23 protein-coding genes and 1 pseudogene are annotated in these 25,595 nt (G+C 70.0%); 19 read left to right on the top strand and 5 right to left on the bottom strand.

The window, feature by feature from the left end; translation table 11 throughout:
- Positions 1 to 61 precede the first annotated feature (61 nt).
- On the top strand, positions 62 to 649 hold the full coding sequence (locus ABT009_RS19980; RefSeq protein ID WP_351296216.1) for a TIGR03086 family metal-binding protein: 588 nt from the start codon (positions 62 to 64) through the stop codon (positions 647 to 649).
- Here ABT009_RS19980 and ABT009_RS19975 read toward each other — a convergent pair whose 3' ends face one another.
- Both ABT009_RS19975 and ABT009_RS19970 read right to left on the bottom strand, forming a co-directional pair.
- Entirely contained in the window at positions 650 to 1,057 is a 408-nt protein-coding gene (locus tag ABT009_RS19975) for a type II toxin-antitoxin system VapC family toxin (RefSeq protein ID WP_351296213.1), read from the bottom strand. It abuts the gene before it with no gap.
- Complete coding sequence (locus ABT009_RS19970; RefSeq protein WP_351296210.1) at positions 1,054 to 1,335, bottom strand: type II toxin-antitoxin system Phd/YefM family antitoxin; 282 nt, start codon at positions 1,333 to 1,335, stop codon at positions 1,054 to 1,056. The genes ABT009_RS19975 and ABT009_RS19970 overlap by 4 nt, the downstream gene beginning before the upstream one ends.
- 415 nt (positions 1,336 to 1,750) lie before the next feature.
- Between ABT009_RS19970 and ABT009_RS19960 the strand changes: the two genes are divergently transcribed.
- The 18 genes and pseudogenes from ABT009_RS19960 (at position 1,751) to ABT009_RS19875 (ending at position 22,951) form a co-directional block, all read left to right on the top strand.
- A complete protein-coding gene (locus tag ABT009_RS19960; protein ID WP_351296207.1) occupies positions 1,751 to 2,416 on the top strand; it encodes a GntR family transcriptional regulator in 666 nt (221 codons plus the stop codon).
- Positions 2,413 to 3,321: a dihydrodipicolinate synthase family protein gene (locus ABT009_RS19955; RefSeq protein WP_351296204.1), complete on the top strand. Its 909-nt coding sequence runs from the start codon at positions 2,413 to 2,415 to the stop codon at positions 3,319 to 3,321. The genes ABT009_RS19960 and ABT009_RS19955 overlap by 4 nt, the downstream gene beginning before the upstream one ends.
- Positions 3,322 to 3,358: 37 nt before the next feature.
- A complete protein-coding gene (gene araD / locus ABT009_RS19950) occupies positions 3,359 to 5,116 on the top strand; it encodes an L-arabinonate dehydratase (RefSeq protein WP_351297006.1) in 1,758 nt (585 codons plus the stop codon).
- A 151-nt stretch (positions 5,117 to 5,267) separates the two neighbouring features.
- Positions 5,268 to 6,224: a carbohydrate ABC transporter permease gene (locus ABT009_RS19945; RefSeq protein WP_351296201.1), complete on the top strand. Its 957-nt coding sequence runs from the start codon at positions 5,268 to 5,270 to the stop codon at positions 6,222 to 6,224.
- Positions 6,225 to 6,241: 17 nt separating this feature from the next.
- A complete protein-coding gene (locus ABT009_RS19940) occupies positions 6,242 to 7,132 on the top strand; it encodes a carbohydrate ABC transporter permease (protein ID WP_351297003.1) in 891 nt (296 codons plus the stop codon).
- A gap of 5 nt (positions 7,133 to 7,137) precedes the next feature.
- On the top strand, positions 7,138 to 8,454 hold the full coding sequence (locus ABT009_RS19935) for a pectate lyase family protein (RefSeq protein ID WP_502989923.1): 1,317 nt from the start codon (positions 7,138 to 7,140) through the stop codon (positions 8,452 to 8,454).
- On the top strand, positions 8,451 to 9,686 hold the full coding sequence (locus ABT009_RS19930) for a Gfo/Idh/MocA family protein (RefSeq protein WP_351296198.1): 1,236 nt from the start codon (positions 8,451 to 8,453) through the stop codon (positions 9,684 to 9,686). Before ABT009_RS19935 ends, ABT009_RS19930 begins: the two co-directional genes overlap by 4 nt.
- A 32-nt stretch (positions 9,687 to 9,718) precedes the next feature.
- A complete protein-coding gene (locus tag ABT009_RS19925; RefSeq protein WP_351296998.1) occupies positions 9,719 to 10,537 on the top strand; it encodes a DUF6807 domain-containing protein in 819 nt (272 codons plus the stop codon).
- Entirely contained in the window at positions 10,534 to 12,093 is a 1,560-nt protein-coding gene (locus ABT009_RS19920; protein ID WP_351296196.1) for a glycoside hydrolase family 43 protein, read from the top strand. Before ABT009_RS19925 ends, ABT009_RS19920 begins: the two co-directional genes overlap by 4 nt.
- 37 nt (positions 12,094 to 12,130) lie before the next feature.
- Positions 12,131 to 13,213, top strand: a pseudogene (locus tag ABT009_RS19915) (pectate lyase family protein); the annotation flags it as partial.
- Between the two features lie 125 nt (positions 13,214 to 13,338).
- Positions 13,339 to 14,685, top strand: a complete 1,347-nt coding sequence (locus tag ABT009_RS19910) for an ABC transporter substrate-binding protein (RefSeq protein ID WP_351296193.1) — start codon at positions 13,339 to 13,341, stop codon at positions 14,683 to 14,685.
- The gene (locus tag ABT009_RS19905) at positions 14,682 to 15,527 is read left to right on the top strand and encodes a rhamnogalacturonan acetylesterase (RefSeq protein WP_351296190.1); all 846 of its coding nucleotides are present in this window, start codon (positions 14,682 to 14,684) and stop codon (positions 15,525 to 15,527) included. The genes ABT009_RS19910 and ABT009_RS19905 overlap by 4 nt, the downstream gene beginning before the upstream one ends.
- A gap of 26 nt (positions 15,528 to 15,553) precedes the next feature.
- Complete coding sequence (locus tag ABT009_RS19900) at positions 15,554 to 16,906, top strand: pectate lyase family protein (protein ID WP_502989922.1); 1,353 nt, start codon at positions 15,554 to 15,556, stop codon at positions 16,904 to 16,906.
- A 423-nt stretch (positions 16,907 to 17,329) separates the two neighbouring features.
- Positions 17,330 to 18,469, top strand: coding sequence for a pectinesterase family protein (locus ABT009_RS19895; protein ID WP_351296187.1), 1,140 nt, complete (start codon positions 17,330 to 17,332; stop codon positions 18,467 to 18,469).
- A 1-nt stretch (position 18,470) separates the two neighbouring features.
- The gene (locus ABT009_RS19890; RefSeq protein WP_351296184.1) at positions 18,471 to 19,538 is read left to right on the top strand and encodes a pectinesterase family protein; all 1,068 of its coding nucleotides are present in this window, start codon (positions 18,471 to 18,473) and stop codon (positions 19,536 to 19,538) included.
- Between the two features lie 43 nt (positions 19,539 to 19,581).
- Positions 19,582 to 20,694 (top strand): right-handed parallel beta-helix repeat-containing protein, encoded by a 1,113-nt coding sequence (locus tag ABT009_RS19885; protein WP_351296181.1) that lies wholly within the window; start codon positions 19,582 to 19,584, stop codon positions 20,692 to 20,694.
- A gap of 139 nt (positions 20,695 to 20,833) precedes the next feature.
- On the top strand, positions 20,834 to 21,631 hold the full coding sequence (locus ABT009_RS19880; protein ID WP_351296178.1) for an HAD family acid phosphatase: 798 nt from the start codon (positions 20,834 to 20,836) through the stop codon (positions 21,629 to 21,631).
- 168 nt (positions 21,632 to 21,799) lie between these two features.
- The gene (locus ABT009_RS19875; protein WP_351296176.1) at positions 21,800 to 22,951 is read left to right on the top strand and encodes a right-handed parallel beta-helix repeat-containing protein; all 1,152 of its coding nucleotides are present in this window, start codon (positions 21,800 to 21,802) and stop codon (positions 22,949 to 22,951) included.
- A 132-nt stretch (positions 22,952 to 23,083) separates the two neighbouring features.
- On the opposite strand, the gene ABT009_RS19870 is transcribed toward ABT009_RS19875, so the two are convergent.
- The 3 genes from ABT009_RS19870 to ABT009_RS19860 form a co-directional block, all read right to left on the bottom strand.
- Positions 23,084 to 23,914 carry a pectate lyase gene (locus tag ABT009_RS19870; protein WP_351296173.1) on the bottom strand — a complete coding sequence of 277 codons (831 nt, stop codon included), beginning with the start codon at positions 23,912 to 23,914 and terminating at the stop codon, positions 23,084 to 23,086.
- A gap of 188 nt (positions 23,915 to 24,102) precedes the next feature.
- Positions 24,103 to 24,933, bottom strand: coding sequence for a hypothetical protein (locus ABT009_RS19865; RefSeq protein WP_351296170.1), 831 nt, complete (start codon positions 24,931 to 24,933; stop codon positions 24,103 to 24,105).
- Positions 24,933 to 25,502 (bottom strand): SigE family RNA polymerase sigma factor, encoded by a 570-nt coding sequence (locus ABT009_RS19860; RefSeq protein WP_351296166.1) that lies wholly within the window; start codon positions 25,500 to 25,502, stop codon positions 24,933 to 24,935. Before ABT009_RS19860 ends, ABT009_RS19865 begins: the two co-directional genes overlap by 1 nt.
- Positions 25,503 to 25,595 lie beyond the last annotated feature (93 nt).

Genomic DNA, 25,595 nt, shown 5'->3' with positions numbered 1-25,595 from the left:
GGTCTTATGAGGTACGGGGGCCTGATAAGGCGATGAGGCCAGGACCAGCAAGGAGAATCCCATGACTTCGCCGACCGTCGACTTCGGAGCGCAGACCAGGCTGGTGGCACGGCTCGCCGAGCACGTGACCGAGGAACAGCTGGGCGCCGTCACCCCCTGCCCCGACTACGCGGTACACCACCTGCTTGGCCATGTCGTCGGGCTGACCGGGGCCTTCCGGGACGCCGCACGCAAGGACCTCGGCCCGACGACGAACACCGACCCCGGATCGTTCGTACCCGACGTGGAACCGGACTGGCGAAGCGTCCTGCCGAAGCTGCTCGACGAACTGGCCGAGGCGTGGCGGGACCCGCAGGCGTGGGAGGGCATGACCCGCGCGGGCAGCGTCGACCTGCCCGGTGCCGTGGCGGGCGCCGTCGCCATGGACGAGCTCGTCGTACACGGCTGGGACCTGGCCCGCGCCACGGGCCAGGACTACGCCCCCGACACCCCGAGCCTGGAGGCCGCACACAGCCTCCTCGCCGAGGCGGCCAAGGACCCGAACGGCGGCGGCCTGTTCGGCCCGGTCGTCCCCGTCCCGTCCGACGCCCCGCTCCTGGACCGCGTCATCGGCCTGAGCGGCCGCGACCCGGGCTGGACGCCGGCCTGACTACTCGGACGGCGCGGTGACCGGGAAACCAAGGTCCTCGGCGGCCTTGGCCAGCTCAAGGTCATAGGTGACGAACTCCGTGAGGTCCGTACGGAACGGGTCAGCGCTCGCAAGATGGATCGCGTCCAGCGAGCCGAGCTGTCGCGTCTGGTATGCCATGGCGCGCGCCAGCACGGTGCTGGTGAGGTCGATGAGGTAGATGCCGCGGACGGCCTGTGCGACGTAGTACGGCACGCGCTGGTGATCAACGCCCGCCCGGTGCAGCGTGCGGGTGATCTCCAGCCGGGCCAGCTCGCTGGTGACGAGTTCGGTGCCGTCCGGCAGGGCCGCCCGCCAGGTTCGCAGCGCTGACGTCTCCTTCTCCGCCTTGATGAACTTCAGAAGCGCACACGCATCCAGGTAGATCAACGCCGCCGCTCCCGGTCTCGTTCATCGATCAACAGGTCTGACAGGCTCGGCAGCTCGGGCGCGAGGTCCGGGACCAGGTCCGGCATCCCCTGTTCCGTGGGTGGGTGGGCGTCGCCGGATTCGAGCATGCGCTGCAGCACACTCGGGGCCTCGGTCTCGGGCACCATGCGCAGCACGGGCTTGCCTCGGTCGGTGACCAGTATCGGCACGCCGGATCTGACGAGTGCCACGGCCTTGGATGGGTTTTGGTTGAGTTCGCGCAGCCCGATGGTCTTCATGTGCTCCAATGTACCTACATAAGGTAGGTACGTCCACGGGAACTCCTGCACGCGTGCGTGCGACCGCGGGAACGTTCGCTGAATTGCAGTGGCACACGACGTAGCATCGCGGGTGTCCGCGAGCTTCTATCACCCATGTCGGGCCGACACTCACGCCCGAGTCGGCGACCGAGCGGGCCGCCGCCGCATTCGGCGGACCCACGGTGACGGCCCGCGAAGGGAACGTGCACGTCATCGGGGTCGGCGCGTAACGCGCAGACGCGTAACCCGACGCGTAACTCGCAGGCCCCTCAGGCCTGTTCAAAAACTTCTTCTGTCAGAAGCGTTGACGAAACACAGGCCCCCTCCTACCTTCAACGCGTCGTACTTCGTACGTCATATATGAGACGCGATATGCGAGATCCGAGAGGCGCGCATGACCTCTGTGCCCACACCGATCCCCTCCCGCACGCAGTTCGTGCTGGAGGGGATCAAACACCGCATCCTCACCGGGCAGTTGACGCCGGGGCAGGCGCTGGTCGAGACCGAGCTCGCCGCGCAGTTCGGGGTGTCCAAGACGCCCGTGCGCGAGGCGCTCAAGACGCTGGCCGGCACCGGGCTCGTCGTGATGAGCCAGTACAAGGGCGTCACGGTGCGCATGGTGGACGCGGACATGGCGCGCGAGGTCTACGACGTGCGACTGCTGCTGGAGCCCGAGGCGCTGCGGCGGGCGGTCCGGCGCGGCGCGTCCCTGGACGCGGCCCGCGACGCCCTGACCCGCGCCGACCAGGCCACCGACACCGCCGAGCGCTCCCTCGCCAACCGGGAGTTCCACCGTGCCCTCTACGTGCCCTGCGGCAATCCGCTGCTCGGCCGCATGCTCGACGAGGTCCGCGACCAGGCGGCCCTGGTCTCCGCGGTCGCCTGGGCCGCCGACCCCTCCTGGGAGCGGGAGGCCGCCGAGCACCGGGAGATCTTGCGGCTCGCCCTCGAGGGCGACGCGGACGGTGCGGCTGGTGCCCTCCACGCGCACATCGCGTCGTTCGTGCAACGGGCCTTCCCCGAGCCCGGGGAGGCCAAGGGAGTGGGTGAGCAGGCATGACAGCAACGTTCGAGCCCCAGCGGTCGGCGCTCGCCGACGTTGTGGCGATCCCGGTGACGCCGTTCGCCGAGGACGGCACGGTCGACGAGGGCGCGTATCGCGCCCTGCTGCGCCGGCTGCTCGACGGCGGCGTGCGCATCCTCACCCCGAACGGCAACACCGGGGAGTTCTACGCCCTCACGCCCGAAGAGCGCCGCACCATCACCGAGTTGACGATCGACGAGGTGGGCGACCGGGCCGCGGTCCTGGTCGGGGTGGGCCACGACGTGCCGACCGCCGTCGCCGCCGCCCGCCACGCCCGCGAGGCCGGGGCACAGATGGTGATGGTCCATCAGCCCGTGCATCCGTACGTCTCCGATGGCGGCTGGGTCGACTACCACCGGGCGGTCGCCGAGGCCGTCCCCGAGCTGGGCGTCGTGCCCTACATCCGCAACGCGGCGCTGAGCGGCGAGCGTCTCGCCGAGCTCGGCGAGGCCTGCCCCAACGCCATCGGCGTGAAGTACGCGGTGCCGGACGCCGCCCGCTTCGCGGGCTTCGCGCGCGACGCGGGCCTGGACCGCTTCGTATGGGTCGCGGGCCTCGCCGAGCCGTACGCACCCTCGTACTTCTCCGCGGGCGCCACCGGCTTCACCTCCGGGCTCGTGAACGTCGCACCCGCTGTCTCCATGAACATGATCGAAGCGCTTCGATCCGGCGACTACCCGGCCGCGATGAAGGTCTGGGAGCAGATCCGGCGCTTCGAGGAGCTGCGTGCCGCACACGGCAACGCCAACAACGTCACCGTCGTCAAGGAGGCCCTCGCCTCGCTCGGCCTGTGCCGCCGTGACGTACGCGCCCCGAGCAAGGTGCTGCCCGAGGCCCAGCGCGCAGAGGTCGCCGCGATCGTCGCGGGGTGGTCCGCATGACCAGCGAGAGGTGGTCGATATGACCGGCGAGAACCCGATGCCCGGCGAGAACCCGAAGCCCGCCGAGAACCCGGCGCGCCGACCCGAACAGCTCCGCAGCCACCAGTGGTACGGCACCGACGGGCTGCGCAGCTTCAGCCACCGCGCCCGCACCCGCCAGCTCGGCTATCTGCCCGAGGAACACCTGGGCAAGCCCGTCATCGCGATCCTCAACACCTGGTCCGACATCAACCCCTGCCACGTCCACCTGCGGGACCGCGCGCAGGCGGTGAAGCGCGGGGTGTGGCAGGCAGGCGGCTTCCCGCTCGAGTTCCCGGTCTCCACGCTGTCCGAGACCTTCCAGAAGCCCACCCCCATGCTCTACCGCAACATGCTGGCGATGGAGACCGAGGAGTTACTGCGGTCCTACCCCGTCGACGGCGCGGTGCTGATGGGCGGCTGCGACAAGTCCACTCCCGCGCTCCTGATGGGAGCGGCGAGCGTCGACCTGCCCGCCGTGTTCGTGCCTGCCGGGCCCATGCTGCCGGGCCACTGGCGCAACGAGGTCCTGGGCTCCGGAACCGACATGTGGAAGTACTGGGACGACAAGCGCGCCGGGCTCATCGGGGACTGCGAGATGAGCGAGCTGGAGAGCGGCCTCGCCCGCTCGCCCGGCCACTGCATGACCATGGGTACCGCGTCCACGCTGACCGCCGCGGCGGAGGCGATGGGCGTGACGATGCCGGGCGCGTCGTCGATCCCCGCCGTCGACTCCGGGCACGACCGGATGGCGGCCGCAGCGGGACTGCGGATCGTCGAACTGGTCCGCCGGAACCGGAAGCTGTCCGACCTGCTGACTCCCGAGGCCTTCGAGGACGCCGTGACGACCGTCCTCGGCCTCGGCGGCTCCACCAACGCGGTCATCCATCTGATCGCGATGGCCGGGCGGGCTGGGGTGCGGCTCACGCTCGACGACTTCGACCGCATCGCCCGTACGGTCCCGGTGCTGGCCAACATCCGCCCCGGCGGCGGCCCGTACCTGATGGAGGACTTCCACTTCGCGGGCGGCCTGCCCGGCTTCCTCTTCCGCATCACCGACCTGCTCCACCTGGACAGGCCCACGGTCGCCCACGACACCCTCCGCGAGCAGCTCGACGGGGCCCTCGTGCACAACGACGACGTGATCCGCACCCGCGACAACCCCGTCGCAGCCGAGGGCGGAGTCGCGGTGCTGCGCGGCAACATCTGCCCCGACGGCGCGGTCATCAAGCACATCGCCGCCGAGCCGCACCTCCTCAAGCACACCGGCCGGGCCGTCGTCTTCGACGACTACAAGACGATGCAGCGCACCATCAACGACCCGGCCCTCGGCATCACCCCGGACCATGTGCTGGTGCTGCGCAACGCCGGCCCCAAGGGCGGCCCCGGCATGCCCGAGTACGGCATGCTGCCCATCCCCGACCATCTGCTGAAGCAGGGCGTGCGGGACATGGTGCGGATCTCCGACGCCCGGATGAGCGGCACGTCGTACGGGACGTGCGTGCTGCACATCGCGCCCGAGTCGTACGTCGGCGGGCCGCTCGCCCTCGTACGGACGGGGGATCCGATCACCCTGGACGTCGCGGCGCGCTCCCTCCAACTCGGCGTATCCGACGAGGAGTTGGCGCGGCGCCGGGCCGAGTGGACGCCGCCGCCCGAGCGGTACGAGCGCGGCTACGGCGCGCTGTACCACGAGCAGATCACCCAGGCCGACACCGGCTGCGACTTCGCCTTCCTGGCCAGACCGGGGAAGGTGCCGGATCCCTACGCGGGCTGACCCGGCCGCCGCCCCCGCCTGACCTCTGCGTCACCTGCCCCTCGCACTGTTCCGCCGCTGTCCCCGAGAGCCGTCCGGCAAGCACTTCGACCCTGACCAGCAAGAAAGCGCTTGCCCCGCCGAACCAGAACCCCCAGAACGGAGCGCAGTCATGGCCCAAGCCGCAGCCGTGGCGAAACGACCACCCGGGGCGCCCGGCCAGTCCCGGCTGCCCCGACGGCGCCGCACGGGCGCGACACCGCGCCGGCTCCCGTATCTGCTGATCGCGCCGGCCGCCCTGCTGATGCTCGGCTTCATCGCCTACCCGGTGCTCAGCGTCTTCTACTACAGCCTGCAGCACTACAACCCCACCAAGCCGTGGCGGAACGGCTTCGCGGGCTTCGAGAACTTCGTCACCGCCTTCACCGAGGACCCGCAGTTCTGGTCGACCCTCGGCTTCAGCCTCCAGTGGGTGGTCGTCGAGGTGGTCCTGCAGCTGCTGCTCGGCCTCGGGCTCGCGCTGATCGTGAACCAGAGCTTCGTCGGCCGGGCGCTGTCCCGTGCCATGGTCTTCTCGCCGTGGGCCGTCTCCGGCGTGCTGACCTCGACGATCTGGCTGCTGATCTACAACTCCCAGACGGGCATCACCCGCTACCTCGCCGACGTGGGGATCGGCTCGTACGGAACGTCGTGGCTGTCCGACACCAGCACCGTCTTCCCGGCGGTCGTCACCGCCGAACTCTGGCGCGGCGTGCCGTTCTTCGCGATCCTCATCCTCGCCGACCTGCAGTCCGTGTCGAAGGACCTGTACGAGGCGGCCGAGGTCGACGGCGCGAGCCGCATCCGGCAGTTCTTCCACATCACGCTGCCGCACCTGAAGGACGCGATCATCCTGTCCACGCTGCTGCGCGCGGTCTGGGAGTTCAACAACGTCGACCTGCTCTACACGCTCACCGGCGGCGGTCCCGCCGGTGAGACGACGACGCTGCCGCTGCGTATCGCATCGATCGCCGTCGACTCCCACGACTTCGGCTACGCCTCCGCGCTGACCTCCATCGCCTTCGTGATCCTCCTCTTCTGCTCGATGGTCTATCTGCGGCTGAGCAAGTTCGGAGGCGACGACAAGTGATCACCAAGGACGCCGACATGGTGGAAACCACCGCACCCGCCGCCCCTGCCGCGCCCCCGGTCGTGAACAGCCCCGCACCCGGTCGCCGGAGGCGCGCCTGGGACGAGGTCCCGCGCTGGCAGATCTACGTGCCGCTCGGCCTCTACCTGCTCTTCACGCTCGTCCCGTTCTACTGGATGCTGCTCTTCGCGATCCGGCCCGCCGGCTCCACCTCGCTGCTGCCGTGGCCGCTCACCTTCGAGCACTTCGAGAAGGTGTGGACCGAGCGCAGCTTCGGGGTGTTCTTCCAGAACAGCCTCCTCGTGGGCGTCGCCTCCATGCTGATGACCACGGTCGTGGCACTCGCCGGCGGCTACGCCCTGGCCCGCTTCGACTTCCGCATCAAGCGCGGCTTCATGCTGGCGCTGCTGTGCTCGCAGTTCATCCCGGGCGCGCTGATGCTGGTGCCGCTCTTCCAGATCTTCGCCAACCTGCGGATGATCAACTCGCTGGGCAGCGTCATCATCGCCGAGACCGTCTTCCAGCTGCCGCTGTCGATGATCCTCATCAGCGGCTTCATCAAGAACGTGCCGTACTCCCTGGAGGAGGCCGCCTGGGTCGACGGCTGCGGCCGCTTCCGCGGCTTCTGCGCCATCGTCCTGCCGATGCTGCGGCCCGGACTGATCGCCGTCGGCTCCTTCGCCTTCGTGCACAGCTGGAACCACTTCCTGTTCGCCCTGATGTTCCTCAGCAACCAGGAGAAGCAGACGATTCCGGTCGGCCTGGCGACCCTGATGAGCGCGGACAGCGTCGACCTGGGCGCACTGGCCGCCGGCGGTGTCGTCGCCGCGGTGCCGGTCGTGATCGTCTTCGCGTTCATCCAGAAGTGGCTGGTCACGGGGTTCAGCGCCGGGGCGGTGAAGGGATGAGACTCTTGCAGGTTTCACTGAGAGGCCGCCGAGCCCTCCAAGTCACCCTTGGTATCGCCCTGTTGGCGGCTTTCGGCGCCCCCGCGTCGGCGGACGACGCCCGCGACCTCAGCCGCGAGACCCTGGCCGCCGACGACGGCTGGGCCGCCGCCGACGGAGGCACCACCGGGGGAGCGGCCGCCGACGACGCGCACGTCTTCACCGTGCGCAACCGGGCCGAGCTGGTCCGCGCGCTCGACGGCGGCAGCGCGACGCCGAAGATCATCCGGATCGCGGGCACCATCGACGCGAACACGGACGACGACGGCCGCCGGCTGGACTGCGCCGACTACGCCACCGACGGCTACAGCCTGAAGAAGTATCTGGCCGCCTACGACCCGCGCATCTGGGGAGCCGCCAAGCCCTCCGGACCGCAGGAGGAGGCCCGGCAGGCGTCGGCCGCCCGGCAGGCGGAACGCGTGGAGATCGCGGTCGGCGCCAACACCACCATCGTCGGGCTCGGCGACAGCGCCGTCCTGGAGGGCGCGAGCCTCCAGATCAAAGACGTGGGCAACGTCATCATCCGCAATGTGGAGTTCCGCGACGCCTACGACTGCTTCCCCGTGTGGCAGCCCAACACCGGCGGCCTCGGCGACTGGAAGACCGCGTACGACAACCTCTGGCTGCGTGGTGCATCGCACGTCTGGATCGACCACGTCACCGCTTCCGACGGGGACCACCCCGACGCCGAGGAGCCGACCTACTTCGGCCGCAACTACCTCCGCCACGACGGCCTGCTGGACATCACCAACGCCTCCGACCTGGTCACCGTCTCCTGGAGCCGGTTCGCCGACCACGACAAGGCGATGCTCATCGGCAACAGCGACTCCGCGACGGGCGACCGCGGCAAGCTGCGCATCACCCTGCACCACAACGAGTTCGAGTCGGTCGTGCAGCGCGCCCCGCGCGTCCGCTTCGGCCAGGTCCACGTCTACAACAACCGCTACGTCGTCCCCGAGGACGCCCACGACTACCGCTACTCCTGGGGCGTATCGGTCGAGTCGGCGATCTACGCCGAGAACAACGCGTTCACCACGCCCGGCCATGTCGAGGCCGCCGACCTGGTGAAGAGCTGGAACGGCAGCGCCCTGCACCAGACCGGCACGCTCTTCAACGGCTTCCCGGTCGATCTGCTCGCCATCAACAACGCCTACAACTCCGGCAGTGAACGGGACCTCACCGCCGACGTCGGCTGGACCCCGCCGCTGCACGGCCCCGTCGACAGCGCGGCCAAGGCCGACCACGACGTCGCGCGCGGCGCCGGAGCCGGGAGGATCCGATGAGCACGGCACCCGCACCCGCACCCGCACCCGTACCCGCAGCCGAGGGGCCGCTCCCCGTCGTCCTCGCGGGAGCGCGCGGCCACGGCCGCTGGCACCTGGAGAACATCCGCCGACTCCAGGCGAAGGGCCTGGTCCGGCTCGCCGGAGTCTGCGAGTTGACGCCGCTCACCGCGGAGGAGCTCGACGGTCTCGGCCCGGTGCAGCAGTCCGCGGACTTCGCCGCCCTCCTCGAATCCACGGGCGCCGCCGCAGCCGTCGTCTGCACCCCGATCCCCACGCACGCGGATCTGGCCCTGACCGCCGCCGAGCGCGGAGTGCACCTGCTCCTGGAGAAGCCGCCCGCGCCTTCGTACGCGGAGTTCCGGCGGATCGCCGACGGCGTGGCCGCGGCCGGTGTGGCCTGCCAGATCGGCTTCCAGTCGCTCGGTTCGCACGCGATCCCGGCCATCCGCGAACTCGTCGCCGAGGGGGCGATCGGCGAGCCGATGGGCATCGGCGCCGCCGGGGCGTGGGCGCGCGACGAGGCGTACTACCGGCGCGCCCCCTGGGCAGGGCGCCGCCGCCTCGACGGCGTGGACGTGATCGACGGGGCGCTCACCAACCCGCTCGCGCACGCCGTCGCCACCGCCCTCGCGCTCGACGGCGCCACCCGCGCCGAGGACGTGGCATCGGTGGAGACCGAGCTGTTCCGCGCCAACGCCATCGAGTCCGACGACACCTCGTGCGTACGCGTCACCACGGCACGCGGCAGCACCGTGGCCGTCGCCGCGACCCTGTGCGCGGAGCGGCCCGACGAGCCGTATGTCCTTGTGCACGGCACCAGCGGCCGGATCACCTTCTGGTACAAGCAGGACCGCGTGCTCATCCAGCGGGCAGGACACGGCCCCAGCGAGGTCCTGTACGACAGGACCGACCTGCTCGAGAATCTCGTCGACCACCTGGCCGGACGCGCCGACCTGCTGATCACCCCCGAGTCGACGGGCGCCTTCATGCGGGTCGTCGAGGCGATTCGGCAGGCTCCCGATCCGGTGGCGCTGCCGCCCGGTGCCTGGCGCTGGGGGTCCCCCCTGCCCGAGCGAAGCCGAGAGCTTGGGGGACCGCCGGGTGAGAGCGCTCCCCGCCGGGTCGTGCCCGGTGTCGACGGGCTGGTCGCGGCCGCCGCCGACACCCTCTCCCTCTACTCCGAGCTGGGCGCCTCCTGGGCGCTGTCCGAGGAGGTGACCGCATCGTGAACACATCCGTGACGGCCACGTCGGTCGTGCTGATGTGCGCCGGCCGGCCGGTCGGCCGCTACGTCGTCCGGCCCGAACTGGACCCGCGGCTCTCCCCCCGCCCGTATCTGCATCCCGTCACCACGCTGGGCGGCACGGCCGTCACCGAGCTCGGCCCGGCGGACCACAAGCACCACCTCGGCGTCGGTGTCGCCGTTCCCGACGTCGAGGGGTACAACTTCTGGGGCGGCCGGACCTTCGTCCGAGGCCACGGCCCCACCGAGCTCGACAACCACGGCGCCCAGCGCCACCACGCGTTCCAGCTCAGCGACCCCGACGGGTTCGTGGAAGAGCTCCGCTGGGTCGCGGGCGGATGCGAGCTGCTGCGCGAGCGGCGCACGGTGGCCGCCACCGCACTGAACGACACGGCCTGGGCGCTGGACTTCACCTTCTCCCTCACCAATACGACCGAGCGGGTCATGTCGATCGGCAGTCCCGCCACCAATGGGCGGCCCGGCGCGGCGTACGGCGGCTTCTTCTGGCGGGCCCACAAGGAGGCCGTCGCACCCGAGGTGTTCACGGCACACGCCGAGGGGGAGCGGGCGGTGCACGGCAGCCGCGCCCCCTGGCTGGCCCTCGTGGGCCGGGACTGGACGCTGGTGTTCGCCGGGGCCACCGAGGAGACCCGCCGCGATCCGTGGTTCGTGCGCACCGCCGAGTACCCCGGCGTCGGCTCATCGCTCGCCCATGACGCGCGGCTGCCCGTCGAACCGGGCGGCACCGCCGTACGCCGCGTCGTCACCGTCGTCGCCGACGGCCGCCTCGACCGGGACCAGGCGGCAGCCCTCGTACGGAAGGCGGTGGGTGCATGAGTTCCCTGAGCCCGATGGCTTGGACGGCAGACCTCGGCGACGGCACCTACCGCAACCCGGTCCTCAACGCCGACTGGTCCGACCCCGACGTGGTGCGCGTCGGCGACGACTTCTACCTCACCGCGTCCAGCTTCGGCCGCGCCCCCGGGCTGCCGCTGCTGCACTCCCGCGACCTGGTCAACTGGACGCTGATCGGGCACGCCCTGGACCGGCTCGAACCCGCCGAGGCGTTCGCCGTTCCCCGCCACGACTGCGGCGTGTGGGCACCGTCGATCCGCCACCACGACGACCGCTTCTGGATCTTCTGGGGCGACCCGGACCACGGCATCTACCAAGTCAACGCCCCGGACATACGCGGCCCCTGGACGCGCCCGCACCTCGTCAAGCCCGGCAAGGGCCTGATCGACGCCTGCCCGCTGTGGGACGACGAGACCGGCGAGGCGTATCTCGTGCACGGCTGGGCCAGGTCCCGCTCCGGCATCAAGAACCGGCTCACCGGGCACCGTATGCGGCCCGACGGCACCGGGCTGCTCGACGAGGGCAAGGTGATCGTCGACGGCGACACGATCCCCGGCTGGTTCACGCTCGAAGGCCCCAAGCTCTACCGGCACGACGGCTGGTTCTGGATCCTCGCACCGGCCGGGGGAGTGGAGACCGGCTGGCAGGGGGCCCTGCGTGCACGGGACTTCTTCGGTCCGTACGAGGAGCGCGTCGTCCTCACCCAGGGGCGCACCGCGGTCAACGGCCCCCACCAGGGCGGATGGGTGCGCACCGCGGGCGGCGAGGACTGGTTCCTGCACTTCCAGCAGCGCGGTGCGTACGGGAGGGTCGTCCATCTGCAGCCCATGCGCTGGTCGGACGAGGGGTGGCCGGTGCTCGGGGACGACGGCGAGCCAGTCCTCGTGCACCGCAAGCCGGTCCTACCGGAGCAGGCGGTGTCCGCGCCGGCCTCCGACGACGACTTCCCGGGCGGCCGTTACGGACCGCAGTGGCAGTGGACCGCCAACCCCGGCGACGGCTGGACGAGTCCGCACTCCGGCGACGGGCTGCGACTGACCTGCGTACGCACCGCACGTCCCATACGCACCGGGGACGGGCACGACCTCCGCCGGATGCCGCACGTACTGACGCAGCGGCTGCCCGCGGCCGAGTTCACCGCCGAGGTCGAGTTGCGCCTGGACAGCGAGGAACCGGGCGCGAGGGCGGGGCTGGCCGTGCTCGGCGACGCCTACAGCTGGATCGGGCTCGAGCGCGGCGACGACGGGGCGGTGCGGCTGGTGCACCGGTTCGCTGAGCAGACCGCCGACGGGGACCGGGACGCCGCGCATCCGCGGCCGGCGCCGCTCGGCACGGCCCGGCTGCGGATCGAGGTCACGGAGGACGCCCGCTGCCGCTTCCACGCGGACACGGGCGACGGATTCCAGCCCTCCGGACAGGTCTTCGCGGCCACCCCGTGGCGCTGGGTCGGTGCCCTGCTCGGTCTGTTCGCCACTGCTCCGCCCGGCCGGGGACATGCCGGGACGGCCACGTTCACGCAGTTCCGCACCATGGCTTGAGCCGTTTCATCCGCACGTACGCCTGTTGGGAGCCGCAATGACGCACCTCCGTAGCAAGCGCTTGAGACTACGAGCCGTGGCATCCGCCGCCGCGCTCGCTGCCGCCATGGGGCTGGCGGCACTGAGCCCGGCGCGGGCGGCCGACGGAACCTCCGCCTCGACCGCCGAACCGTCCGCATCGGCGGCCGGACAGCCGGAATCATCAGGTCGGCTGTCCGACACGGCGCACGGCTTCGCCTCGCTCGCGGGCGGTACGGCCGGCGGGGCGGGCGGCGAGGTCGTCACCGTCACCGACCAGGCGTCGCTCGCCAAGTACGCGGCTGCGGACGGCCGTTACGTCATCCGGGTCAAGGGCTCGATCGCCGTCGAGCCGTTCGGCTCGGACATAGTCGTCGGGTCCGACAAGACCATCATCGGCGTCGGCGACACCGGCGAGATCGTGCACGGCGAACTGCACCTCAATCCCGGCACGCACAACGTGATCATCCGCAACCTCACCATCCGCGACTCGTACGTCGAGGGCGACTGGGACGGCAAGACCACGGACTTCGACGGCATCCAGATGGACTCCGTCCACCACGTCTGGATCGACCACAACCGGCTGACGCACATGGGTGACGGACTGCTCGACATCCGCAAGGACAGCGAGTACATCACGGTCTCCTACAACCGCTTCGACAACCACAACAAGGCGTTCGGCATCGGCTGGACCACCAACGTCAAGACACAGATCACCATCGACCACAACTGGTTCAGCGGCACCAAGCAGCGCAACCCGTCGGCCGACAACTGTGCCTACGCGCACCTCTACAACAACTACCTCTCGGCCCAGGTCGCGGACGGCGACCCGGTGTGGACCTACGGCAACTGGTCGCGCGGCCACACCAAGATGGTGATCGAGAACAGCTACTACGACCACGTCCAGCACCCCTATCAGGCCGATGCCACAGCGGAGCTGGTGCAGCGCGGCTCGATCCTGAAGGACACCACGGGGCGGCACGACGAGTGGGGCACCGCCTTCGACCCGCGCGACTTCTACGACTACCGGCTGGATCCCGCAGCCGCAGTCCCCGCGCTCGTGACGAAGTTCTCGGGCCCGCAGAAGACCATCGGCACGGACGCCCACCCGACGGGCACGGACGCCGACCCGACCGGTACGCACAGCTGAGCCCCGTACCGCCACCGCCTCCCACATCGCACCGTCAGATCACCGATCACCGTCAGATCCAGAAGAAGAGAGCCGACATGATCAGCATCCGCAGCAGCAGAGGGCGCCGTCGGGCGCCGGCAGTTCTCGCCCTGACCACCGCACTCGCGCTGTCCGCCACCGCCTGCGGTGACGACGGCAGCGGTGCCGCGGGCGACAAGGGGAACGAGGGCTCCGGCAAGGGCGAGATCACCTTCTGGGACAACAACGGCGGTGTCCGCACCGACGTCTGGAAGGAGATCATCGCCGACTTCGAGAAGGCCAATCCGAACATCAAGGTCAACTACGTCGGTATCCCCGCCGAGAGCGTCCAGTCGAAGTACGACACCGCCATCCAGGGCGGCGGGCTGCCGGACGTCGGCGGCGTGGGCGCGGCGATGCTCGCCGGGATCGCGGCGCAGGGCGCGCTGGAGCCGCTCGACGAGCGCATCGACGACAGCTCGCTCAAGGGCAAGCTGAACACGGGCATGGTGGACAGCGTCCGTTCGGCGGGCGGCGGCGACCAGATGTACACGGTGCCCACGTCCGCCAACAACGGCACGCTGTGGTACCGCACCGACCTGTTCAAGGCCGCCGGCCTGGACGCACCCACCACCTGGTCCAAGTTCTACGAGGCCGCGGACAAGCTCACGGACGCCAAGAAGAACAAGTTCGGCTACACCATCCGCGGCGGCGAGGGCTCCATCGCTCAGGCGATCGACGCGACGTACGGGCAGTCCGGCATCACCTCGTTCTGGAACGGCGACAAGACCACCATCAATGACCCCAAGAACGTCCAGGCGCTGGAGAAGTACGTCGGGCTCTACAAGAAGGACACCCCGTCCGCCGACGTCAACAACGACTTCAAGAAGATGGTCGCCCAGTGGGACAGCGGCCAGATCGGCATGCTGAGCCACAACCTGGGCTCCTACCAGGACCATGTGAAGGCGCTCGGCACGGACAAGTTCCGCGGCATTCCGAACCCGACGCTCGACGACGGCACGCGCGTCCAGGTGTCCAACCCGGTGGACGGTCTCGGCCTGTTCAAGTCCAGCAAGAACAAGTCCGCGGCCTGGAAGTTCATCGAGTTCGCGGCCTCGCACGAGTCCAACAGCAAGTGGAACGAGTCGGCGGGCGCCATCCCGGCCAACACCGAGGCCGCGAAGGACGCCTGGGTGCAGAAGGCCGAGCCCACCAAGCTCGCGGCGGAGGCACTGAACGACGGCTCCATCAAGATCGTGCAGCTGCCTTACTACCTGCCCGACTGGAACACCATCAGCAAGGCCGACAACGAGCCGAACTTCCAGAAGGTGCTGCTCGGCAAGATGTCCGCGAAGGACTTCCTGGACACCCTCGCGGACCAGCTCAACAAGGCGCAGGCCGAGTGGAAGCAGCAGAACCAGTGACGGCCACCCGCCGACACGTGGTCGCGGCCATCGCGAGCCTTCCGCTCGCGCTGGCCGCGGCCCCGGCCGCGCTCGCGAACACCACCGGGGCCGCCGACGACGCCACGGCCCCGTCTGCCGGCGACAGCACCACGGAAGGCTCTCGCCGCATGCGCACGATCTACATCGCCGGTGACTCCACCGCCGCCCAGAAGTACGCCGACGCGGCACCCGAGACCGGCTGGGGGATGGCGCTCCCCTTCTTTCTGCACCGGGACATCGCCGTCTCCAACCACGCCGTGAACGGCCGCAGTTCGAAGAGCTTCATCGACGAGGGGCGGCTCGCGCCCATCCTGGAGGCCATCCGGCCCGGCGACCTCCTGATCGTCCAGTTCGGGCACAACGACGAGAAGACCGCCGACCCGACCCGGGGCACCGAGCCCTGGACGACGTACCAGGACTACCTGCGCCAGTACATCGAGGGGGCGCGGGCACGCGGGGCGCGGCCCGTGCTCGCCACCTCCGTGGAGCGCAGGAAGTTCGACGCCGGCAACGCCATGCCGACGCATGGCGACTATCCGGCGGCGGTGCGAGCCCTCGCCGAGGAGGAGGGCGTGGCGCTCCTCGACATCCAGGCCCTGTCGATCGCGCTCTGGCAGAAGCTCGGCGTCGAGGAGACGAAGAAGTACTTCAACTGGACCGACACCGAGCAGGACAACACCCACTTCAACCCGCCGGGTGCGATCGCGGTGGCCCGGCTGGTCGCCGAGCAGCTGCTGGCGCGGCGGGTACTGGCGACGCGGGACGTGCGCCGCCTCGACGACGAGATCCCCGAGTCGTGGATCACCTGGCCGGAGGCCTGAGCAAATCGTTTCTCCAAGGAGCCGCAATGCACACAACGATCTGTCATGATCACGCCACGGCGCGGCGTGTCCGTGTCCGGGCGACGTCGCTCGCCGCCGCGTGCACCGCCCTGGTGGTGGCCGTCATGGGCACGGCCGGCACCGCGCACGCGCAGGTCACGGGCCAGGCCGCCCAGGGGCGGGACCTGGGCCGGGAGACCCTGCCCGCCGGTGACGGCTGGGGCTCGTACGGCACCGGTACGACGGGCGGGGCCGCCGCCGATGCCGAGCACCAGTACACGGTCACCACCTGGGAGGAGTTCAGAGCCGCGCTGAAGGACGGCGGTGACGCCCCGAAGATCATCAGAGTCAAGGGGACGCTCAACGCCACGGAGCAGGGGTGCGAGGCGTTCGAGGCCGAGGGCTACGACTTCGACCAGTACCTCGCCGACTACGACCCCGCCGTCTGGGGTTACGACACGCCCGTCAGCGGTGAGCAGGAGGACCTGCGGGCTGCCTCCGCCGCCAACCAGGACAAGGCCATCAAGGTGAACGTCCCCGCCAACACCACCATCGTCGGCGTCGGCAAGGACGCCGGATTCACCGGCGCCAGCCTCCAGATCAAGGACGTGGACAACGTCATCGTCCGCAACCTCACCTTCGAGAGCCCCCTCGACTGCTTCCCGCAGTGGGACCCGACCGACGGGGACACCGGCAACTGGAACTCCGAGTACGACTCCGCCGTCGTCTACGGCACCACGCATGTCTGGCTGGACCACAACACCTTCACGGACGGCGCCCACCCCGACAGTTCGCTGCCCTCGTACTACGGGCGGATCTACATGCAGCACGACGGTGAGCTGGACATCGTCAAGGGTGCCGACTACGTCACCGCGTCGTGGAACGTCTTCGCCGACCACGACAAGACGATTCTGATCGGCAACAGCGACAGTGCGGCCACGGCCGCCGTCGACCGCGGGCACCTCAACGTGACGCTGCACCACAACCTCTTCACCGGGCTCGTCGAGCGCGCCCCGCGGGTGCGGTTCGGCAAGGTCGACGCGTACAACAACCACTACGTGGCCGACGCGGCGTACAGCTACAGCTTCGGGATCGGCATGGAGTCGCAGCTCGTCGCCGAGAAGAACGCGTTCACGCTGCCGGACGGGGTCAGTGCGGCGACGATCCTGAAGAAGTGGAAGGAGGCGCCGGTCACTGCGGACGGCAACTACGTGAACGGCGAGGCCGTTGATCTGATCGCCGTTCACAACGCGGAGATTCCGTCGGAGACGTTGCAGTCCGGGGCCGGGTGGACACCGACGCTCCGGACGCGGGTCGACGACCCGCGGGCGGTTCCCGGCATCGTCGACCACAGGGCGGGCGCGGGCCGCATCTGCTGACGCAGCCTCCGCACGCGCCCGCCTCGCGCCGCCTCCGCTTGCGGGGCGCCGCCTCCGCCGTCGCTTCCGCTGTGGGCAGGCGTTCCGCTAGGGGCGGAACGGGTGGGCACAGCGGAACCCCGGCGACGCCGGGCACCACTTGCTTCCCCGGCTAGCCCCGAGGTGGGTTTCCCCTCTGATCAGTTGCTGCTGCAGTCGTAACGGCACCCGCCGTCGTGGGTTGTGCCCACCCTCCCCCAAGCTCTCGGCTTCTCCCCCAGTGCCTTAAGGGCCTGGGAGGTACCCCCAGAGCAGGGGGGACCCCCATCGCCCTGCGGAACGGCTGCCCACAACGGGAGTGGCGCGCGCCGCCCACAACGGGTGCGGCGCGCCGCTGCCCCACGACGGTGCCCCATCCACAGATCCCTCCGAAGGAGCATCCGCATGCTCTCGTATCGTCCCCGTCCCCTCCCCACCCGCCGTGCCTTCCTCCTCGCCGGCGCGGGGGCCGTCGTCGCCCTCGGCGGCGCCACCCCCGCCCGCGCCGCCGGCGACGGCGCCTGCACCGCCGAGCGGCCCTTCGGCCGCTACGGCTCGCCGGCCGCTCGGCTCACCGAGCAGACCCTGTACGTCCACCCCGACGGGCAGGGTGACCACACCTCCGTCCAGGCCGCCGTCACGGCGGCCAACGGCGGCGGCTACACGCTCGTCATCGCCCCGGGCACGTACCGCGAGACGGTCACCGTCAGCGTCGCCCGCAGCGGGATGACGTGGATCGGCGCCTCCGAGGACCCGCACGACGTCGTCGTCGTGTACGACAACGCCAGCGGCACCCCCAAGCCCGGCGGTGGGACCTACGGCACCACCGGGTCCGCCACCACAACTGTCCAGGCCGACGGCTTCACCGCCCGCTGGATCACCTTCGCCAACGACTGGCTGCGCGCCGACCACCCGGAGATCACCGGCACCCAGGCCGTCGCCATCAAGGCGATGGGCGACCGGTCGGCGTTCCACCACTGCCGGTTCCTCGGGCACCAGGACACGCTGTACGCCGATTCGATCGCCCGCGACGTCTTCGCCCGCCAGTACTTCCGCAACTGCTACGTCGAGGGCGACGTCGACTTCGTCTTCGGCCGGGCCACCGCCGTCTTCGAGCGCTGCCGCTTCCACACCCTTGACCGCACCGACCTGGCAGGCGCCCCGTACGGCTTCGTCTTCGCGCCGTCCACCGCCGGCGCCAATCCGCGCGGCTACCTGGTGACCAGGAGCCAGGTCACCAGCGAGGCCCCGGACGAGTACTACAAGCTGGCCCGCCCCTGGGTGCCCAGCTCCGACACCACCTCCTGGCCGATGCTCACCGTCCGGGACACCCACCTCGGCCCCGGCATCGACGCGGTCGCGCCCTACACCAACATGTCGTCCGGCTTCCCGTGGCAGAACCAGCGCTTCCGCGAGTACCTCAACACGGGCCCCGGCGCCGAGATCACCGTGCCCGAGAACCGGCCTCAACTGACCGATCAGGAAGCCGAGTTGGCGACCCGTGAGGTCTACCTCGGTGACTGGACCCCCTGGAAGGCGGGCTGACATGCGCCGCCGCACCCTCCTGACCGCCGCAGCGGCGGCCGCTCTGGCCGCCGGGAGCAACGCTCCGGCCCATGGCGCCCCGAGCAGCACGTCCGGCCGCCGCGCCCTCCACGTCCACCCCGGCGACTCCGTCCAGGCCGCCGTGGACGCCGTCTCCGGCCCCGGCTGGACGATCGTCGTCCACCCCGGGACGTACCGCGAGACCGTCACCGTCCCCGCCACCGCCGCCGGGCTCACCCTCGTCGGCGCGTCCGGGGACCCGCGCGACGCCGTCATCGTGTACGACAACGCCAACGGCACCCAGAAGCCCGACGGTTCCGGGACCTACGGCACGGCGGGCTCCGCCACCTTCACCTCCGCCGCCCACGGACTGACGGTCCGCGGCCTCACCCTCGCCAACGACTGGCTGCGCGCCGACCACCCGGAGATCACGGGAACACAGGCGGTCGCCGCGTATGTCACCGGGGACCGCTCGCTCTTCGAGTACGTGCGCCTCCTGGCCCATCAGGACACGCTCTTCGCGGACACCACCGCGCTGGACGCCTTCGACCGGCACTACTACCGGCACTGCTACATCGAGGGCGACGTGGACTTCGTGTTCGGGCGGGCCAGGGCGGTCTTCGAGCACTGCCACTTCCACACCCTTGACCGGGACGTCGCCTTCAAGCCCGAGGGCATGGTCTTCGCGCCGTCGACGGCCCGCGCCAACCCGTACGGGTTCCTGGCCGCCCGCTGCCGCGTCACGTCCGGTGCCGAGGACGCCGCGTACAAGATCGCCCGGCCATGGGTGCCCTCGTACGAGACGACCGCGTGGCCGTCGCTCGTCGTGCGGGACACCTGGCTCGGTCCGGGCATCGACCCCGTCGCCCCCTACACCAACATGCGCGAGGCCTACCCCTGGCAGACCATGCGCTTCCGCGAGTACCGCAACACAGGCCCGGGCGCGGAGATCACCGTGCCCGAGAACCGGCCCCAGCTCACCGCCGACGACGCCGGCCTGCACACCCGCGCGACGTACCTCGGTGACTGGACGCCGTACGCACAGCCGCACTTCCCCGGAACCGCATAGAGGCTCCATCCGAGGTTCCACCCCCCACGAAAGGACCCGCAGCATGCAGCGTCGTACCGCAACCACCCTCGCCACAGCCCTGGCCCTCGGCGCCGGGCTCGCCGTGCTCCCCACGCAGGCCCAGGCCGCCACCGTGGTGGTCGACACCAGCGCCGAGCTCTCCAGCGCTCTCGCGGGCGCCACGGCGGGCACCACCATCCAGGTGCGCGGCGGCACCTACTACCCCACGGCCACGCTCCAGTCCACGGCCAACGGCACCTCCTCCAGCCGCATCTACCTGCAGCCGTACGGCTCCGAGACCGTGAAGATCGACGGGTCGAACCTGCCCGACGGCGACTGGATCTTCAAGCTCACCGCCGACTACTGGACCGTCTCCAACATCACGTTCCAGAACTCGCCGGACAGCGCTGTCGTGTGCCAGTCGTGTGCCTCCACGTACTGGAGCAACATCAAGACGATCAACGGCGGCGACTCCGGGTTCACGCTCACCGGGGACAACACCACGAACAACACGGTCAAGAACCTGGACAGCTACGGCCACTACGACGCGGCCAACCACGGTGAGAACGCGGACGGCGTGGCCATCAAGTTCGGCTCCGGCACGGGCAATCTCGTCACCGGGGCCCGCCTCTACAACAACTCGGACGACGGCATCGACCTGTGGTCGTTCTCTTCGCCGGTGACGATCGAGCACACCTGGTCCTTCGGCAACGGCAAGAACCGCTGGGGCGACTCGGCCTTCGCGGGCGACGGCAACGGCTACAAGCTCGGCGGCGACGGCGAGACCGTCGCGCACGTCGTCAACAACTCGGCGGCCTGGGACGACGCCGGCAACGGCTTCACCGAGAACAGCAACAAGGGCGCCATCGTCATCAACCGAACCACGGCCTACGCCAACGGCAAGTGGGGCTACTACTTCGCCACCAGTGCGGCCAGGCTGGGCAAGAACCTCGCCGTGAGCAACGGTTCCGGCCTGGTCAACAAGGGCTCGTCGGTCGTCTCCTCCGGCAACAACTGGGACTCCGGGGTCTCCACCCCGTCCTTCGTCTCCACGGACGCGTCGACCACGTACAACGCCCGCCAGTCGGACGGGTCGCTGCCCAAGACCACCTTCCTGACCACGGGCAGCACCACCATCGGCGCGACGATGGACTGACGCCCGGCGCACCACGCGCGCGGACCGGAGCCCGGTTGTTCCGCTTTCTCTTGGAAGTCGTTCAACTTTCCCTGTGGAAACGGTATCGATCGGGCAACGGGCGTCGCGCCGCGCCATGTGATGCGCGTAGACACCTGTCATGCATAAGCCCATACGCATCGCCGCCGTGGCGGCTGCCTCCTGTGCCCTCGCCGGCGCCGCCCTCTACGGCACCGGCGTCGCCTCCGCCGACCGCCCGACGGAGAACACCACGGCCGAGCCCCACAACATCGGGCTCCTCGTCAAGGAGATCGACTCCTACTACGGCACCACGCTCGACAGCAACGGCGTCTACCAGGCGTCCGAGGACAGCCCGTACGCCCAGGACCTGGCGCGCATCGAGGCCGCCGCCAAGAAGTACATCGCCAAGGCCGCGGCCCAAGACGAGCACAAGGGCGTCAAGCCCGCGGTCGTCTTCGACATCGACGACACCCTGCTGCTCAGCCTCGACTACGAGAAGAGAACCAACTACACCTACAACGGCACCACGTGGGCCGACTACGTGGCCAAGGCCGACCGCCCGGCCGTCTTCGGCACGCCCGAGCTGATCGCGTACGCGGAGAAGAAGGGCATCGAGGTCTTCTACAACTCCGGGCTGAGCGAGGTGCAGCGCCCGTACGCCGTCGAGAACCTCAAGAAGGTCGGCGTCGACGTGAACCTCGACACCGATCACATGTTCCTGAAGGACAAGGCGGACCCGCCCGCGTATCTGAGCGACTGTGCCAACGCGGGCACCTGGACCTGCACGACCGTGCAGTACAAGTCCGGGACGCGCAAGCACATCGAGTCGCTCGGTTACGACATCGTGGCCAACTTCGGCGACCAGTACTCGGACCTCGAGGGCGGCTACGCCGACAAGACGTACAAGTTCCCGAACCCGACCTACTACGTGGAGTAGGCGGCCTCTACGCGGCGTAGCCCGAAAATCCGGCGTATGCCCGCGGCAACCCTTTCCGGCCGCGGCGGCGACCAGGGAGCGGAAGCGGGAAGGGAGACCCCTCCGGAGGCACTCTCCGGAGGGGGTTTCCGGCCCTCTCCGTCCCACCCCCCAAGGAAAGGAACCGCAGTGAGCTTCCGTTCCGGACGCCACCGCAGGACCCGCACCCTCTCGATCGCCGCCGCGGTTGCGGCCGCCGCGGGTGCGGGCGGCGTCTACCTCGGCCTCGCTCCCGGCAACGCCGGCGCCGCGACGACCGTCGTCGTCTCCACCACCGCCCAGCTGCAGTCGGCGGTCGCGAACGCCCAGGCCGGCACCACCATTCAGCTCCGCGCGGGCACGTACTACCCGACGAGCACCCTCAAGTCCACGGCCAACGGCACCCCGCAGGCCCGCGTCACCCTCACCGCGTACGGCAGCGAGAAGGTGAAGATCGACGGCTCGAAGCTCCCCGACGGCTCCTGGCTCGCCGGGATCTACGGCGACTACTGGACCGTGTCCGGCCTCACCTTCCAGAACTCGCCCGCCCAGGGCTTCGTCGCCACCTCCTCCGTCGGCGGCACCTTCAAGAACCTGGTCACCGCGGACAACGGCGACTCCGGCTTCACGCTGCGCGGCGACGGCACGACGAACAACCTCGTGCAGAACCTGGACAGTTACGGCAACTACGACGCGGCGAACCACGGCCAGAACGCCGACGGCATCGCCATCAAGTTCGGCTCGGGGACCGGTAACAAGGTGACCGGCGCACGCCTGTACAACAACTCCGACGACGGCCTCGACCTGTGGCAGTTCTCCAGCCCCGTCACCATCGAGCACAGCTGGGCCTACGGCAACGGCAAGAACCGCTGGAACGACAGCGCCTTCGAGGGCAACGGCAACGGCTTCAAGCTGGGCGGCGGGGGCGCCTCGGTCGCACACGTCGTCAACAACAACGCGGCCTGGAACAACACGCTCCACGGCTTCACCGAGAACAGCAACACCGGCGCGATCAACCTCAACCGCAACACCGCCTACGCCAACACCGAGTCCGGCTTCTACTTCGCCACCGGCTCCGCGCGGCTCGGCAAGAACCTCGCCGTCAGCAACAAGGGCGGCCTGTCCAAGCTGGGCTCGTCCACGGTCTCCGCGGGCAACAACTGGGACAGCGGCATCGCAACACCGTCCTTCAAGTCCACCGACGCGACGACCGCCTACGGCGCCCGGAAGGCGGACGGCTCGCTGCCCGCCACCACGTTCCTCACGACCGGTTCGACCACCATCGGATCGACCATGAACTGACAGCGGCCACGGACGGGCATCGGCTGCCGTGCACCGACCCGCGTATGTGGTGAGCCGCCGCCTCCACGGGGGGAAGAGGGAGGCGGCGGCTCCTTCGGACGGGCTCAGACGTCGGGGGGCGACGCGGTCCCGTCAGTCGTAGGTCAGATCGGAGGCCGTGTAGCGGCAGTACGTGCCGTCGGGGCCGCTGCCGATCTGAACGGGCTCGGCGCCCGTGTTGTTGCCCTGGAAGCGGACGCACGGCTTGATCTTCTTGCTGCTGTCGCCGTGGATCCGGACGCTGCGCAGGGCAGCCGTGTCGCCGTAGTTGGAGTTGATGCCGACGATCGAGCTGCCCGGCGCGGTCACGTCCACGTCGTTGACGATGATGGACCGCTTGTACTGCGTCGAGCAGTTGCCGCACGAGCGCACGAGCTTGCCGAAGTCCGCCACCTGGAACTTGGTGACGACGAGCTTTCCGGCGCCGTTGAACTGGAACACCTTGTCCGACGCCTTCCTCGCGCCGCCGCCGTACACCGTGTACACGGCCGACGAGGCGGTGCCCCTGAAGGTGGCGGCGTCCTCGCCGACGTCCTCCCACCAGACGTTCTGCAGTGTGCAACTGCCCTGGCAGTGAACGCCGTCGGCGGCCGGCGTGCCCAGGATGACGTTCTTGAGCACGGCCCCGTCCTCGAGCTTGAAGACCGGGTCCTGGCCCTCGTCCTGGCCGTCGCCGCCGAGGTCGCCGCTGCCGTAGTACCGCTTGAGGCCGCCGTCGAACGTGCCCGAGACCTCGATGGTGGAGGAGACCGCCTGGGTGCCCTTCGCGGTCGGCCACGCGGCGGCCGCGCCGGCCGAGGAGAGCATCGCACTGGTCATTAGGGCGGCACCGGTCAGCGCGAACGCGCCGGCCCCGGCGATGACGGCGCGCCTGCGGCTGGCGCGGCGCCGATGTCGTGCGCGGCTTCCGGGTCTTGAGGTCATGATCCGTTCCTCCGGGTGCGGGTAACCGACGCTCTGCGTCTTGTGGTTGCCGCTGCCGGGGGAAGGGGTTGCCCCCGGACCGGAAGATTTTTTTCGAGGTCCGTTCTTTCCGGGTCCGTCGGATCCTTCCGGGTCTGTCGGGTCTTTCCGGGTCCGTCGAGCGTGGACCGGGCCGGTGTCCGGTGCCGTCAGTCGTCGGAGACGGGCGCGAAGTCTCCCCGTACCGCGAACGGTTCACCGTCCGCCTCGGCCGTCACCGCGTACCAGTCGTCGCCGGCGTCCCGGCGGCCGGGCTCGTGGTTGTACTGGCCCGCGAACCGGTGCTCGCCCGCCGGTACGGTGCGCCCGTCCTTGAGCGTCCAGCGGTAGACGAGGAACCCGTTCTTCTCCTCGACCGTGAAGGTGAAGTCCTGCTCGGGCAGGGTCCGCCAGCCGCCCGCCGAGGTGACGCCGCCGGTCTGGGCGACGCGCAGCTCGACGGTCAGCGCCGTCAGTACTTTGGTCGTCTTGAACGTGACATCGCTCTGACCCCAGTACTCGCCGCTGCCAGGGTCGACCGACCCGTCCGACCACAGGGGCCCGTCCTCGGTGCGCGCCGCGGGCGGTGTCTGCGGGGCGCGCGACGGCTCCTGCTGCTCCTGCGTGGGCGACTGCTTCGGGCTCGGCTTCGAGGTGCGACGCGAAGGGGACGGCGACGGCGTCTCGTCCGGCAGCGATCCACGGCTCGTCGTCACCGACGGCGACGGCTCCGGGGTCGGCGACACCGCCACCCTCTGCTCGGGGGTGTCGTCGCGTACGGCCGAGGCGACCGCGTAGCCGCCCACGGCCATCACACCCGCAACGGCCGCCGTGGCACCGACGATCCGCGCCCACGCCAGCACCGGACGCGGGGAAAGACGGTGGGAACCGGACACATCCGGGGCGGCCATGCCGCGTTCGATGCGCGCCAGCATCCGTGCCCGGTCAGGCTGGTGGGCCTCGGCGGCCTCGCGCAGCCGGGTGCGCAGTTCGTCGTCCATCAGTCCCTCCCTTCCGCCGGCCGGGTCAGTCTCGTGGCGGTCGCCGCGCTCTGCATCCGCCGGGGCGCGTCCACCGCGCCCAGTGACCGCTCCAGTTCCGCCATGGCTTTCGACGTCTGGCTCTTCACCGTACCCACCGAGATGCCGAGGGCGAGCGCGGTGTCCTTCTCCGACAGGTCGAAGGCGTGTCGCAGCACGACGCAGGCCCGCTTGCGGAACGGCAGCCGCCGCAGCGCCTCTTGGACGTCGACGACCGCCGACACGTCCGGGTTCTCGGTCCGTTCGTCGCGGTGCGACCAGAACAGGGCGATACGCCGCCGCTCCCGCACCGCGCTGCGTATGCGCGTGCGGGCGAGGTTCGCCACGACGCCCCGCGCATACGCCACCGGGTGGTCTGCCGCGCGCACCCGGTCCCAGTGGTGCCACAGCGCCAATAACGCGTCGGCCGCCAGATCGTCCGCGGCATCGGACTCACCGGTCAACAGATGGGCCAGCCGGGCCAGTTCGGCGTAGTGGTTCTCGAAGAAGGCATGGAACTCCGCGGCCGGGTCGTCGACGGCAGTGCCCACGGATTCCTCCCCTTCCCCCTGCGCTGCTCGCATGCATGCGGGTAGACGCGTGCGGTGGTGTCCGTGATGTGTGCGGTCTGTGGTGCCCCCGTG

Origin of the sequence: Streptomyces sp. NPDC002896 (genome assembly GCF_040295225.1) — a bacterium.
Lineage (GTDB): Bacteria > Actinomycetota > Actinomycetes > Streptomycetales > Streptomycetaceae > Streptomyces.
This window is presented reverse-complemented; position numbering and strand designations above follow the sequence as displayed.